A 14,814-nucleotide genomic window follows, 5' to 3' on the forward strand; every position below is an offset into this window, starting at 1 on the left:
GCTAAGGATGCCAGACGAGGAATCCGTTCGACCTGTAGCTTGGGATGGGCCAACTCCGGCGGGCTTGGAGAGCATTTAAAGAACCGGGCAAGAGCGTAGCCGAATTATCAACCGCAGGAACAAACCGTTAAACGATGCGCCGACAAGGCGGCGCCGGTAGTGCGCACAATCAAACTGTGTGGCCGCGGCAGGAGCGGGCGAGCGAAGGCTCTCGGCACTCCTTTCCTCAGTGGCGGCGAACCTTTTTTAACAAAGACCGTTTCCATCTCACGGACAAGGATCCGCCGATCCGCAGCTCTGTATGGGAGTTTTGAAATGGCAGGCAAGTCACTGGCCGATTTATCCGAAAAGATGCGCAAGATCGACTTTTGCATGATGTCGACGAAGACATCGAGCGGAGTAATCGCAAATCGCCCCATGAGCAACAATGGAGACACCGAGTATGATGGCGATAGCTATTTCTTTTCGTATGACAACACCTCAAAAATCACTGACATCGATCGCGATCCTTGCGTGACGCTCGCCTTTTGCGAAGCGCCCAGCATGCTCGGCAGGCCCGGCATGTTCATCTCGATTGAGGGCAAAGCGTCACTTGTCCGCGATCGCAGCATGTTCGATGACCACTGGGTGAAAGATCTGGAACGCTGGTTTCCACAAGGCGTTGAGACCCCGGGACTTCTTCTGATCAAGGTCCAAGCGGACCGGCTGAAATATTGGGATGGCGAAGACAACGGTGTCATCGAGGCGTGACTGAGACTTAGCTCCGACAGAGGCTTCGCCCTTCGTTATCGGTTCCCATCTGGAAGAGCGGGCTATTGCATCCACACTCTTTCTACTCGGCACAAGGGAAGAAGAATGGATGACAGAACTGACCTGTTCGACACTTCCGCTCTTCAGTGGCATCGACGCCAGTGCCTAGTTCCACCTGTTCGAAATTTCCGGACACGTTTCCACCGGGGACTTAATGCTTTTGAGCAAATGGACCGCATCTGCGGGTAAGCGTATATTAGGAATGTGGAAACATGGAAAAGACAAAGGTAAAGGCCTAACTCCAATCATGCGGATCCCCGCCGCAGAGGAGTTCTCTTCAGAAGTGCAAGGGGAGGTTCTCGCCCTCTCGTGAACCTCCCTCCTACTTCCACAACATGCAGACCGAGCGCCTGAAACGATTGAGATCCTGCTCATATGGGCATCTGGACGCGCTTGAAACTTTCGGCCATAACGCTAATTCTCGAGATGCAGCGTTCTGCTGTCAGGTCCACACGTCTGTAGGTCCATGCAAAAAAGCCCGACGACCCCGTCCGTCGGGCTTTGCTTTTTCAATTTTCTCACAGAGGGCGCGTAAGCGACATTTGCAACCTTGAACCACTTCGATCTCGCTACTTTACCACCATACCGTTACTCGGCATCGGCCAAGTGGGCCTGGCACTGTTGCAAAGGTCTCGGCGCGCAGTTCAGTCGAAAGACGGCTAGCGCAGGCGCCGTGGAGAAAATCATGAAGAACGCCACGACAACTACTCCGGCTGGTTTGGCCGTCCTCGATGGAGCCTATTCCGGATCTCGCGGAGCGGGGGTGGGCCTTACGCAGTCTGCTGACGCGTTGATCGACGCGGCTGCCGAAGATACTAGTCAGCGTAAGGAACTTCTGACGAACGACGTTCCTCCCGGCGCGGGTGGCTAATGGACCGTGTCGATTTCTCCGTCGTGAATGCTGTCCTTAAGACGATCTGTCGCGAGGAAGGAATTGCTAGGGACAGGAAAGCAGTACTTCAGATCGCCACATTGCTGTTGGCACTTTGGAAGCAAGGCGAGCACGAAAGAGCCGCGCTGGAACGCGTTGCGCGGGAAAAACTGGCAGAGGCTTCGATCATCCTCCCCGATACAGATACGGAACAATCAAGTCTGGATCGGGTTTAGCCATATACGGGTCCCCCAAGATCGCGGAGGCGGTGATGTGGGCAATCTTGATTGGCGCAGCTCTTGTTGTCGCCGGAACACTCGTCCTTTCCGGCCAACGCTTGATAGACGGCTGAGTGATCCGCATCGAACGTTGCAGGGTGGCCGCACGCTCGAACCCCGAGGCCAGTATCTCCAAAAAACTGGCCAGCATTGGCACTGATTGCGATTGGGGCGTTCATTCCGGCTTTTGCTGGGTACTGGTGACGGCTTGACCGCGTCGTGCGGCGGCAGCATGCTCCGGAAGCTGTACTTGACGCTTCTTCGCAAAGGTTTACATTCAACCCATCATGTCTCTGACGGCTGACCACGGATGTACTGGCAGTTGTTGTTGAGACAGATTACGAGAGGTCGGCGCCGAGGGAGGTGCCGGCCTTTTTGTTTGCACGCCTGACAGGTGCCTTATGGACGCTAAAGGCGCCCGAGCTCCTGATTTGCCAATGACAACCAGTATTTGACGCCGTAAATGATTGCTCTATCGTCGAAATTGTATGCAGGGTGATGAAGGTAGGCACTGTCTCCATTCCCGACGAGAATGATGGCGCCCGGGCGTTGCTCAAGCATGTATGCGAAGTCTTCAGCCCCCATCGATGGCGCATAGGCCGTCTCGACACGACCCGCCCCTACGACGTTGGCGGCAGCCGACACGGCCACGCGGGTCTTCTCCTCGTCGTTGACGGTGACCGGATATCCTGGAATCCAGGTGATCTCGGCCTCCGTTTCGAAGAGCTTGGCTGCCATCCCCACGATATCGCGGAAGCGTTGCTCGACTGCGTTGCGCGTTTCAGGCTGCATTGTTCGAATAGTACCCCCTATCTTAACCGATGCAGGAATCACGTTAAGAGCCTGGTCGTTGCCGCCGTTCATGAAGGTGACCGATACGACAACCGGATCGAAGGGATCGGTAAACCGGGACGCAATCGACTGCAGCGCGGTGATCATATGCGCACTTACCAATACCGGGTCCCGGGTGAGGTTCGGGGATGCCGCATGCCCACCCTTGCCGTTGATCGTCACCAGGAACCGGTCGGCGCCTGCCATGAAAGGACCGCTGCGTATGGCGAATGAACCAACATCGACGCCTGGCTCATTATGCATACCGTAGACTTCTTCGATCCCGAAGCGCTCCAGGAGACCTTCCTCAATCATGACGCGGGCACCGCCACCGCCTTCCTCGGCGGGCTGGAAGATCAACACGATCGCACCTGGAAAATCGCGGCTTGCGGCCAGGCACTTCGCCGCAGCAAGCAGCATTGCAGTGTGGCCGTCATGACCGCAGGCATGCATGCGGTTCGGCACTTTTGATGCGTAAGGCAGATTGGTTTGCTCCGACATGGGAAGAGCATCCATGTCGCAGCGAAAGCCAAGCGTTTTGCCCGGACCTCTTGAGCCGTTGATGACGGCCACGACACCCGACTTCGCGATCCCCGTGACAACCTCATCGCAACCGAACTCATGTAGTTTCTTTGCAACGAAGGCCGCCGTCTCAGGCAGATCGAAAAGCAGTTCCGGGTTTTGATGTATGTGTCGGCGCCAAGTCTTTGCCTCTTCGGCGACAGCTTCGATGTCCAGTTTCACGTTCGGCTTCCTTCGTGATTTCCCCGGCGTTCTGTCACAAGAAACGCTCGCATTTCAAGCGACAAGCCGCGGCTCTCTGTATTGCTTAGCTGGCAAGGGCGAGCCATTGCGTCGAGAGAGGGTGCCTCCTCCACGCCCATGCGACTGAAGCCTCGACACCGGAAGCACTGATCGGAACGTCTCGGGGAACCCCGCACATTGACCGCTAACTGGCCACCTTCCAATTGATCACGGTGACATCGGAATCTGTCGAAAGACAGGGATGGGCGGGCTGGAGTTGCTTGACCAGTGTATTGACGTTGGAAAAACCACTTTGGCTGAGCTCGTCCGAACTCAGTGCCGAGATCGATTTTCTCTGGACGGAAACGACGTACACCGGGGTCGTTGGCCAACATCCACTCGCGGATCTGATCTCGAGGGGCCCCGGCTTGACCGTGCAGTATCCAACGCGAACCGCAATCGTCTTGGTGCCGTTTTCAACGGACGCCATGTGATTGTCCGCGACAATCATGTTTTGCATCATGCCTCCGATTATCTCTACCTCGGACCAAAGCCAGGGAACGCAGACCTGACGGGAGATGCAAAATAAGCAAACGGGAATGTGAGGCAAACGCAAAAGCCGAATAGCTGCTATGCGCGCCTTCCAGATTGACTATTGGAACGTGCCGGGAAACTCCTGCCGTCTGTCTTTTGCCGCCGATACACTCGGTCAGGCAGCGACGTCGCCCCAGGCTCTGGCGCCATCCCATCGCTCAATGAACGTGGACAGTTCGGGCGCTGTCACGGGTTTGCTGAAATAGTAACCTTGGACCTGGTCGCAACCCTCTTGCCTCAGGAATTCCGCTTGCTCCGGTGTCTCGACGCCTTCGGCTGTCGTAACCATGTTCAAGCTCTGCCCCAGGCCGATCACGGATTTCACAATGGCCCCGGACTTGTCCTTGCTGTCCATGTCGCCGATGAAGGATTTGTCTATCTTGATCTTGTCGAACGGAAACGAATTCAGATAGCCCAGTGACGAATAACCGGTTCCAAAATCGTCCATGGCGATCTTCACGCCAAGGTTCTTCAGACCGTTCAGGATCTCGAGTGCAGCCGACGCATCATTGATCAGCACGCTTTCTGTGATTTCAAGTTCGAGCCGTTCAGGCGCCAAACCGGTCCGCACCAGAACCTGGCGGACGGTTTCAACCAACTCCCTGTTTCGGAACTGGACCGGGGAGAGATTGACCGCAACTCGAAGGTTTTGCCAATCGAGCACCTGGCGGCAGGCCGTCTCGAGCACCCACTCGCCGATCGAAACGATGAGGCCAGTCTCTTCGGCCAATGGTATGAAATCGGCAGGCGATACCAAGCCGCGTGCTGGATGACGCCACCTTACGAGCGCTTCCACGGCAGCAACTTGACGCTTCCCGAGATCGATGAGGGGCTGATAGTGGACTTCCAGCTCGTCCTTTAGAACCGCCTGTCTGAGGTCGTATTCCAGTGCCTTGCGCTGCTGGAGTTCGGCGTCCATTTGCGCTTCGAATATCCGGTAGGTGGCACGCCCGCTCTGCTTGGCTCTGTAAAGAGCAATGTCGGCATTCTTCAACAGGCGCTCGGGATCGGTCTCTGTGGCGTCTGCAATGGCAATGCCGATGCTGACACCAACGTGCAGATCCTGCCCTTCGATCGTAAAGGGTGCGCGCACCACATCGATCAGCTTTCGGCTAAGCTCCTCTGCTTCAAGGGGTTGAGCAACGCCCATTTGAATGATTGCAAACTCGTCGCCACCGAGACGGGTGACCGTATCGTGCTTGCGCACGCATCCGAGCAGACGGTTCGACAACTGCTGGAGAAGCAGGTCCCCTGCCCCATGTCCGAGCGTATCATTCACTTCCTTGAAGTGATCGAGGTCGAGACAGATGATTGCCACGCGTGCAGTCTGTTCCGCGGTCGCTGCCAGTGCGATGTTCAGCCGTTCGTGAAAGAGCGCTCGGTTGGGTAGACCCGTGAGTGCGTCATGATGGGCAAGATGGCTGGCTCGCTCCTGTGCTTCCACCTCCTCGGTGATATCAGTCGCCGTTCCTCTAAAACCCAGGAACTCCCCTGACGAAGCAACGATCGGGCGCCCCGCCAGCCGGCAAATGCGCCCATTGCCGTTGGCGTCCCGATAAGCACAACGCAGATCCCGGAAGGCGCGCTGATCGCTGCTACCTGCCATCAGTTGCCTCCAGCCATCTGCATCCGTATCACGCGAGAAGAATTGTTCGAACGTCTTGCCGAGAATGGCTTGTGGCGAAAGTCCCGTGACGTCGCTGAAGCGCGTCGAGAAGTAGACCAGTCGGAGATCATTATCGCTCTCCCAAATCCAGTCGGAGGAAGCTTCAGCAACATCCTTGAACCTGGTTTCACTCTCTTTGAGCGTCTGTGCATATGCTTCGACAGTTTTCGCCGAGGCCTCCAGAGCCGAGGTCGAACGGCGAGCATTTCTGACCACCAGAACGGCAAATGCCGCGAGCACGACAAGGGCGATGCCGAGTGGTGGCAAGATGAAGCGAAGGAGCTGCTCGCCAGGTTTCGGCGGAGACCAGGAGATCGTTCCGAGGAAAACGCGATCCTGAGTCAGGAGTGGGATCGAGGCCTCGGCATCGTCCACTCGATCAAGCGAGATTTTCAAATCGGACAGCAGGTAGTCGCGCCCCATCCGATCGAGAAACTTCTGGTCCAGTCGTTCGGCGAAAACCAACATGGTGAGGTCTCTTGGCTTTACGTTCGAACGGTCAATGGAGGGCGGAAGTATTCCATTTGCCGCCACCACATAGATATCGCTCCCGGACTTGATCAAGCTTGTCGTTGGGTCGGCCTGAATGGAGGCGACATTCAGAAGATCCCGAAGTCCGCGTGGCATCACTTTCAGCGCGTCGACGTCCTTCGGCTCTCCATCGATCAGCCCATAGATCGTCCGGTTGCCTGGAGCGACGGCGAATACCAGTTCGTAGCCGAGGTCCTTGTAAATGTTCGGCCCGATATTCCCGTCCGTCGCGGCCCAGGCACTGTTGCCACTCCTGCTGATGTTTTCGTAGACATCCTGACGAATGGTATAGTTGCGCAGATCCCGTCCGACCTCTCGGGCCTTTACTTGGAGTGCGGTTGTCGCAAGTCTCGTGGATGCTTCGACTTCCAGCTTGTTTTGTTGGCGTGCCGACAAGACAAGGACGACGGTTACGACCAAGATTGCGACAACCATGACTGCTGCCATGGGATAGACGATCCGTCGAATGAAATCTCGACCGGAAAAATTAGCCACATCATTGCCCAGACCGTGCATGCCATCCTCGCTCAGGTTGAGCGACACGCTACGGCACAAGTACAAATGACGGGTTAAAAATAGTTATGCTTTTTCAGTACCGCAGTTGCCCGCTATATGTCTGAACGATGCTAAATGTAGAAGGGAGTGCCCGCGTATCCGAACGCTTGAAACCAAGTACAGCATTCAAGCTACAGCGAACTTAGTTGCAAAGTGCTGCACGCGGGGACCGGCCCACTGGAGCTTGTGGGACAAGACCGGGCCGATAGGGGATAGTTGGGTTGCGACAGTAACGTCCGCGTTGAACCAACCTATTCGCACGGGCGACCTTGTAACCGGCGACGATCGCCGGCCAAGTTCGGCTGTCACGTTCCGGGTCAACCCTCGGATCTGACGCGCTTTTGCTGACGTGGGATCCGTAAGTCGCGCCTATCCATCGCGGCAACCGGACATCGAGCGCAACTCGTCTGTGCATGTTGCGCTTGATGACGTTCAGGCACCGGATCCTTGCTTAACATCATAGCGTTTCGAACAGCGTCAATGAGCTTTTCGAGACCGCTGGATCCAACCGCGCAGTTCTTAGCCGCTACAAGCCAGGCCCTCGTTGAAGAGGCTGCGCGCTCAAACGGCGAGCGTGCGATATCGCTAAAATTTCAGTCTGGCGCCTGCGAGCACAGCATAACTGTCTTGGACACTTGCGACTTCGTCGTCGTACGAATAAGTGCGTGCACCGACAAAAAGTTCGGTCTGCCAATAATCGAGATTCTGTACGACTTGCACACCGTAGGAATCGCTATCCGTTCCCTTGCCCTTGATGTCCCGACCAAAATAGGCGTCGACGGAGAAGGCTGTCTTGCCGACTTCAAATATATCCGTCTGGTAACCAACCTTGGCATAGCCGTAGTGTCCATCGATGGACTCCTTGTCCGAGTAGCCGGCTGCAAGGGTAAGGCTCAGGCCCGTTGGCTGATGTAACAGTGAAACCGAGGCGTCGTAGATCGAATTGCCATCGCCCGGCCTCGAAAACGCCAATGCGCCGCTGATTTTGACGTCCTCGATCGTTTGGTCGTAGCGCAACGCAATGTCCCACACGGCGACGTCAGACGGCTCAGGTACGGCTTGCGTCCCAAAGGACGACGACACGCTGAATCCGCCGTAGGATGGGGTGTCGTAGCGGAATCGCAATTTTCGACCGAGACCATCGTAGTTTGTGAAGGCGTCTTTGACGCGTATTGAAGAGAGCGTTCCATCATCAAACCTGAGGAACGGTCCGCCGGCCATGTCCGAGATAAGCGAATAGCCGACGACCGAGGTGCCGGACAAATCGACTTCGGCGCTGCCATCGGACGCCATGCTACCCTGGCCGAACCAGAACTTCCCGTATTCCTTCGACTCCATATAGACTTCTGCTTTTCGCAGAAGCTGTGCCTCCCAATCGTAGTCGCCCTTGTTGAGCTGATTGACGTTCGTTGTCGAATAGGGCGTCCATTCCCATTCGAGATTTCCGCCCACCGACCAGTTGTTCTCCATCTTGGAGTAAAAGCGAAAGCCGGCGCGTGTCGAAGAGTTGCCGTTGTCGACGGGGAAGTAATTGTCAGTCGAACCGCCGTCGTCGTAAACCAGCAAGCCTTTGTTGATCTGGCCGTAAAATTCCAGGTAGGCGGTGTCATCCCCGAGCCGCAGTTTCGGAATCCAACGCTCATCCGCCTTGCTCGTCTCAGAGGGTTTCTGAGTCGGTTTCGCGACCTCCTGCCCTACCGCGATCCCGGCCGGCAGACACAATGCGAGGAGAGAGTAGATTGGCGCATGCACGGCACTGTATTTAACTCGTCGCATCACGTGTCCCCCGGGGCGTTCCGTCAGCATGGGATAAGTGTCAACGTTGCACGCGAGGGACGCCAAATGCCAATCTACTGATTCGTCTTCCACATCGCAATCACGCCGTAGCTGTCGGGCTCGACTTTCCCAATTCGATCCACCTGAGCGAAGAACGCAGGAAGACACAAGCCATTTCCGGTATGATACCGTAAACTACGATGCCTCTATCAGTTGTGGGTCCGCGCTATGCGAATCCTGTGACCGGCGCGACGGCGGGAAGGATATCCCGCCAGCGATTTCAGGCATGCGACTGGGACAGGCGGCAGCGCCGCATCCACCGAGGATGCAGAGCAATGCATTTTTATTCTTGTCGGCCACGAAAAATCTGTTTTACATGAGCGCCTCGCTGCTTGGCTTTCGGGGGATGCCGATGAGGTGGACGCGCAGGGATATTCTGCTTGGCGGTTTGGCTTCGGTCGGAACCTTGGCGGCGGTCGAGAAGCCGACTTTAGCTGCGGCCGCTTCATATTTTTCCGGAACCAGTATCGACAACGGTGTGACGTTCCGAAGCACGAACTTTGCTAAGATCGACAGGAAGTGGCACCGCCAGGTTGTCAAATATTTCAGCAGCGAGCCGATTGGTACGGTTGTTGTCGATACGACGCATCATTTTCTCTACCTGATCATGGAGAACAAGACGGCCATTCGTTATGGCGTCGGTGTCGGCCGCGAGGGCTTCAAATGGTACGGCCGAGCCACGATCGACCAGAAGGCGCTTTGGCCACGCTGGACGCCGCCGCCGGAGATGCGTCAACGCCACCCCGAGCTGCCCGAGTCGGTAGATGGAGGTTCACCGAAGAACCCACTTGGGCCGCGCGCGATGTATTTGCTTCGCGACGGCGTCGATACCGGCTATCGTTTCCACGGTACTCTGGAGCCAGGCAGTATCGGCAAGGATGCCTCCAGCGGCTGCATTCGCATGTTCAACGAAGATGCAATCGATCTTTATCAGCGGTGCCCCATCGGCACCGCGGTACAGGTCCTGCCCCACATTGCCGATCAAGCTCAAAATGCCGCGCAGACGAACCAAGCGGTTCCGGTCGAATGAGGAATATCACCCTGATGTCTGTATTAACCGGATGTTCTAGGCCTCTCGTCGCTGCGGCCATGCTCTTGACGCTTGTCGCCTGCAGCACCACCGATATCGCCGAGGTGGAGGAGCCTGCCGTGGCGCCGATGACCGGACAGACCAACGATCCGGCGCCCGGCTTCGAGAACGTCGCGGCCGGAAGCGAACAGGACTTCATTCTGAATGTCGGCCGACGGACCTATTTTACGCAGGACTCGGCCACGCTTGATACCGTCGCCAAGGCAACGTTGGATAAGCAGGCAACCTGGCTCAACAGCAACCCGCAATGGCTGGTCAAGCTGCAGGGATTTGCCGACGATTCCGGATCTGGTTCAGCAATGACGACACTTTCACAGCGACGCGCCGATGCAGTGATGGCCTATCTGGTTTCGAAGGGCGTGGACGCCAACCGCGTATGGGCCAAGGGCTACGGCAACGATCGCGAAGTCCGCGACTGCACGAGCCGCTCGTGCAAGGTGCAAAACCGGCGCGTTGTATCCAATCTTCGTACTCAGCGCGACTCGGTCTGACCGCAGTATCGCGCCCAGTTCGCATTGGCCGCGGCACGCGTGAAGGCCGTTGACACGCCGCTATGGGCTGGTCATGGATAAATGGCTGAACCTATGCAACTTCACCATCGCCCGTTTCGGCAAGGGATCCTATTTATTTGCGGCAGAGCTGGTAGACATGGCGATTCTTGGTAAGATCACACATGTTACGACCTACAGGTATGCCAAGCCTGTTACCTTCGGCACGCACCGAGCAATATTTTTGCCGCGACGTGGCGCCTGGGCGCGTCTGCTCGGTTGGTCAGCGAGAACGAGCGTTCCCTCAAAGATTCACTGGATCAGCGATCCCCGTTCCAACACTGTGACCGTGATGGAGTTCAGCGAGGCCGGCGCCGAACTGACGTTTACGTTTGAGGTTCAAGGTGTCTTTTTCGGAGTAAAGGGAGTGGAGGCCTTCCCCTTGGAACCGCGCGCCGACGAAATCCCGGTGCAATATACCCCCGATGAATGGACCGATCTCGCGGGCTATTTGCGTCCGCATACCGAAGATCCTGATGGAAGCGTAGCCGCCTGGACCAAGCGCTTCGTCGCGCGCGACCAGGACCAAACCATCGACGTGTTGCGTCGGATGCTGAACACTTTCCAGGATGACTTCACCTACTGTGCGAGAGAAACAGAAGGAACCCAGTCACCTGGCGAAACGCTTCGCACCAAATCAGGATCATGCCGTGACTATGCCTGGTTGATGATAGAGGCATTGCGCCGGCTCGGGATCGCCTCCCGCTTTGTATCAGGTTACTTGTACGACGCGGCGTTGGACGGCGGCGCGGTCGGAACAACGGGCGCCGGCGCCACACACGCCTGGCTGCAGGTATTTCTCCCCGGTGCAGGATGGCTAGATTACGACCCGACGAACCAGATCACCGCGGGTTTCAATCTGATCCCGGTGGCAGTCGCCCGACATCCAGCTCAGGCAATACCATTGGAAGGCTCATGGTTTGGAGAAGCCAAAGACTATCTGGGCATGACGGTCGACGTCGCCGTCAACAAGATTGGTGAGATCCCGGATTTGTCCGAAGTCAGAGACTAGTTCGATCCATGCGCATTGTCCCGTTGTAATTCGGGGTGGCCCGCGCAAGCCAGTTGCGCAAGAAAGCTCTCTGTCCTTTTCAGCACGCTGCAATCTATGCGTCGTTCTACTGAAAAACGGTCAGCCTGGCCGCGCACATTCATTGGATCTGTGCCATGGCAAAGACCGTCACAGGTGCGACTGTCTGACTTCACAGAAGAATACCCTGTTCGGTCCTAATCAAACAACATGACACCACCGAGCAGCCACAGCTCGTGAGAACTTCCGTTCTACCGGAACATCTGTGACTTACCGCAACAGCTGGCCTGGGACGGCCGCTGTTGGCATGATCAGGACGAGATCGTCAGAGCGGCGCCGGAGCAGAACGGGCAAAGTTTGTTGCCACACGAGGGGGTCGCGGCAGTCATCTGGCGTGCGTCAGATTTCTTGGGGCAGGCCTCAACCGTCATTCCACGTTCGACGTTACCCTGCCGCCTGAGCCGCGCGTACTGAGGTCGAAAGGTCACAGTCATACACGGCGCAAAACGCTTTCGCTCCAAAGGATATTTCCAAGCTTCACAATCAGGTCGACCTGTACAATGATGAAGCCACTGCTGGGGATCCCTTAACGCGTATGCCGGAGAAGCGCAGTATGACGAAATGGAATGCATCATCGAAGTACCGTCGCATATCTTTTCCTTCTCCCCGCAAACAATCTCTTCCCCCCCTAGTCAGCATCCTTAGCTTCTTCATAACTCTGCCGGCGTTCGCGGATTGCGAACCGGCAAGCCCCACTTCCGGTCAAACGGTGACCTGCACGGGCAATCCTTCCGGCTACAGCAGCACCGCCAGCCTTGGCACGCTCACGGTCGATATCCTCACCGGTACCAACTTCAACGGTCCGCTCACCCTTTCCAATATCGGCACTCTTGGCGTGACCACCGCAGGAAACCTGCAGAGCGTCACGCTCGACAACAACGGTTTCATCACCTTCGTAAATTCCGGGAACATCAATAACGGTCTGGTGATCACCGGCAATGGCACCTACTCGGTAACCAACAACGCCAAGGCCTCCATCAACTCGGTCTTTTCGTTCACCGGCAACAGCAACAACACGATCACCAACAACGGCACACTGAACCCGGGCATCACGGTCAATGGCAACGGCACGACGACGATCCTGAACAGTGCAGGCGCCTTCATCAACAATGGAGTCTACATCAACGGCGCAAGCCAGACCCGCATCGACAACTACGGCACCATCCAGAGCAATACGCTGCTCGGCACCGGTAACGACACCATCGTCAATTACAATCCGGGGGTACTCAATGGCACGGTCGATCAGGGCGCCGGCAATGATCTCTTTCAAATGCTGGGCGGCCGGGTGAACACATCGGTCAACCAATCCGCAGGCACAGACCGCTTCGAGTTGTCGGGCGGCGAAGTCACGGGCTTTCTCAATGCAGGAGCCAACGACGATTCGATGCTCTGGACCGGCGGTCTGATCGGCGGCATCGACATGGGTGATGCTAACGATGTGGCGGTGTTCCAGGGGCTCACCGATACACAGTTGAAGACGATCCAGATCAATGGCGGCCAGGGTAACGATACGCTGACCTGGCAGGGTACTCAGGGCAGCAACCCGAATCGATTGATCAACTGGGAACTGATCTCGCTCGAGCAGGGCTCGACTCTCAAGATGAACAACAATCTTGTCCTCGGTGATAGCGGTACCGGCAGCGGCGCACTGAGGATCGACTCGACCAGCGTGCTGAACGGCAGCGGCTTCCAGTCTACGATTTCGCCAGCAACCGCAGGCGGACTTGTGACTGTAACCAACGCCGGTGTGATCGACCTCACAACCGGTTCGAACTCCACCTCGGACTCGCTGAAGATTGTCGGCAACTACGTCGGCAATTCTGGCCAGTTGTGGCTCCAGAGCGCGCTCGGCAACGACAGCTCGCCGGCAGACAAGCTCGTGATCGATTCAGGAACGGCGTCTGGATTGACTGGAATTGTTGCAACGAATGTCGGCGGCGCCGGTGACGAGACAGATCGAGGGATCTTGGTTGTCGAGGCGATCAATGGGGCCACGACCGCGAACGGATCATTCTTTCTAAGTCGCCGCGTCAGCGCGGGGATCTACGAATATCTGCTGTACAAGGGCTCGTCAGTGCCGGGCACGGATAACAACTGGTATCTGCGCAGCGAGTCGGGTGACAACGGTGGCAACGGCGGTGGTGGCGACAACGGCGGTGGCGACAACGGAGGGAACGGTGGCGACGGTGGAGACGGTGGAGACGGTGGAGACGAACTTGACGGAGATGGCGGCGATCCGGGAAGCTTCGATCCCGGTCCGACGATCCGACCCGAAGTTCCGATCATGACGGTCGTTCCAGCAGTGTCACGCGGCCTACTCAGGACGACGCTCGGCACCTTCCACGAGCGCCACGGCGAGCAGGATTGGATGGCCCGTGAGCAGGCTGGCAACGCAGTCTGGACGCGCGTCTTTGGCGAGAGCTACGATCAGGATCTAACCCGCCTACTCGACGAAACGTACGATGGGCAGGCCTTTGGCTTCGAAATTGGGGCGCCGTTCTACGAGCGCGAGGGCAAGGGCGTGCTGGATACGTTCGGCGTCTTTGCCGGCTATTCTCGTGCGTGGGGCGACATCACGGCGGACGCGCTCAATCTCAACAGCATCCACGTCGGCGATCTTTCGATCGACAGCTATAGCATTGCCGCTTATTGGACCCGAACCTGGGACAATGGTAGCTACATCGACGGCGTCCTGATGAATTCATGGCTGGATACCGACACCCACTCGATAGGCGCGTATGACAGCAGCTTCAACGGCGATGCAGTGACAGCGTCACTGGAAACGGGGACCAGGTTCAAAGCCACCGATCACTGGGATATCGAGCCGCAAGCGCAAATCATCTGGCAGTACCTGAATTTCGACCAGGCCCACGATCCGGGCGGCACAATCAGCTATGACGACAACGACGCCTTTACCGGTCGGCTCGGCGTGCGCCTGCAGGGCAGTTACGACTACGATGGCAAGCCGGTCTCGCCTTTCTTGCTCGCCAACCTCTGGCACGAGTTCGAAACGACCGATGTCGTTACTTTCAACACAATCCCGGTCGATGCCACTCGCAAGGCGACAATGCTGGAACTGGGCGGGGGTGCGACGGCGGATCTCTCCGAGAACGTGCGGGTCTATGCCAATGCATCCTATTATTTCAACCTTGGGGGCGAAGACTTCAGCGCCGTTTCCGGGCGGGTTGGGTTGAGGATCGTCTGGTAGCGGCTGATCAACATGACACGACTGGATGAAATTTCCCCGTGTTGCCGCCGCAAGCTGCCGTGGATGCCACTGTGCGCGAGTAAACGGGCGAGCGGCAACAATTTCCATTCCGGCCAGACCGGACACCTTGCGTTGACCCGTCGAGCGGGAAAGAACGGACAA

10 protein-coding genes are annotated in these 14,814 nt (G+C 57.0%); 6 read left to right on the plus strand and 4 right to left on the minus strand.

Annotated elements, in window-relative coordinates; genetic code table 11:
• Nucleotides 1-315 precede the first annotated feature (315 nt).
• Nucleotides 316-750, plus strand: a complete 435-nt coding sequence (locus IB244_RS20915; protein WP_029792536.1) for a pyridoxamine 5'-phosphate oxidase family protein — start codon at nucleotides 316-318, stop codon at nucleotides 748-750.
• 930 nt (nucleotides 751-1,680) lie between these two features.
• Nucleotides 1,681-1,917 (plus strand): hypothetical protein, encoded by a 237-nt coding sequence (locus tag IB244_RS20920; RefSeq protein WP_169683803.1) that lies wholly within the window; start codon nucleotides 1,681-1,683, stop codon nucleotides 1,915-1,917.
• A gap of 450 nt (nucleotides 1,918-2,367) precedes the next feature.
• Here the strand turns inward: IB244_RS20920 and IB244_RS20925 are convergent, their stop codons facing one another.
• The 4 genes from IB244_RS20925 to IB244_RS20940 form a co-directional block, all read right to left on the minus strand.
• On the minus strand, nucleotides 2,368-3,534 hold the full coding sequence (locus IB244_RS20925; protein ID WP_169683804.1) for an amidohydrolase: 1,167 nt from the start codon (nucleotides 3,532-3,534) through the stop codon (nucleotides 2,368-2,370).
• A 205-nt stretch (nucleotides 3,535-3,739) separates the two neighbouring features.
• Complete coding sequence (locus IB244_RS20930) at nucleotides 3,740-4,054, minus strand: hypothetical protein (protein ID WP_246733812.1); 315 nt, start codon at nucleotides 4,052-4,054, stop codon at nucleotides 3,740-3,742.
• 189 nt (nucleotides 4,055-4,243) lie between these two features.
• A complete protein-coding gene (locus IB244_RS20935; protein WP_192305409.1) occupies nucleotides 4,244-6,841 on the minus strand; it encodes an EAL domain-containing protein in 2,598 nt (865 codons plus the stop codon).
• Nucleotides 6,842-7,465: 624 nt separating this feature from the next.
• On the minus strand, nucleotides 7,466-8,749 hold the full coding sequence (locus tag IB244_RS20940) for a porin (RefSeq protein WP_312867261.1): 1,284 nt from the start codon (nucleotides 8,747-8,749) through the stop codon (nucleotides 7,466-7,468).
• A gap of 319 nt (nucleotides 8,750-9,068) precedes the next feature.
• Here IB244_RS20940 and IB244_RS20945 point away from each other — a divergent pair, with 319 nt between their 5' ends.
• From IB244_RS20945 to IB244_RS32955, 4 genes are all read left to right on the plus strand, one after another.
• Nucleotides 9,069-9,746 carry a L,D-transpeptidase gene (locus tag IB244_RS20945; RefSeq protein WP_169683824.1) on the plus strand — a complete coding sequence of 226 codons (678 nt, stop codon included), beginning with the start codon at nucleotides 9,069-9,071 and terminating at the stop codon, nucleotides 9,744-9,746.
• Nucleotides 9,743-10,297 (plus strand): OmpA family protein, encoded by a 555-nt coding sequence (locus IB244_RS20950; RefSeq protein WP_192305411.1) that lies wholly within the window; start codon nucleotides 9,743-9,745, stop codon nucleotides 10,295-10,297. The genes IB244_RS20945 and IB244_RS20950 overlap by 4 nt, the downstream gene beginning before the upstream one ends.
• Nucleotides 10,298-10,370: 73 nt before the next feature.
• Nucleotides 10,371-11,366, plus strand: a complete 996-nt coding sequence (locus IB244_RS20955; protein ID WP_246734550.1) for a transglutaminase family protein — start codon at nucleotides 10,371-10,373, stop codon at nucleotides 11,364-11,366.
• Nucleotides 11,367-12,153: 787 nt separating this feature from the next.
• Nucleotides 12,154-14,652 carry an autotransporter outer membrane beta-barrel domain-containing protein gene (locus IB244_RS32955; protein ID WP_192305413.1) on the plus strand — a complete coding sequence of 833 codons (2,499 nt, stop codon included), beginning with the start codon at nucleotides 12,154-12,156 and terminating at the stop codon, nucleotides 14,650-14,652.
• The last annotated feature ends 162 nt before the right edge of the window (nucleotides 14,653-14,814 follow it).

The sequence above is a fragment of the Rhizobium sp. RHZ02 genome, assembly GCF_014851575.1.
Lineage (GTDB): Bacteria > Pseudomonadota > Alphaproteobacteria > Rhizobiales > Rhizobiaceae > Rhizobium > Rhizobium altiplani.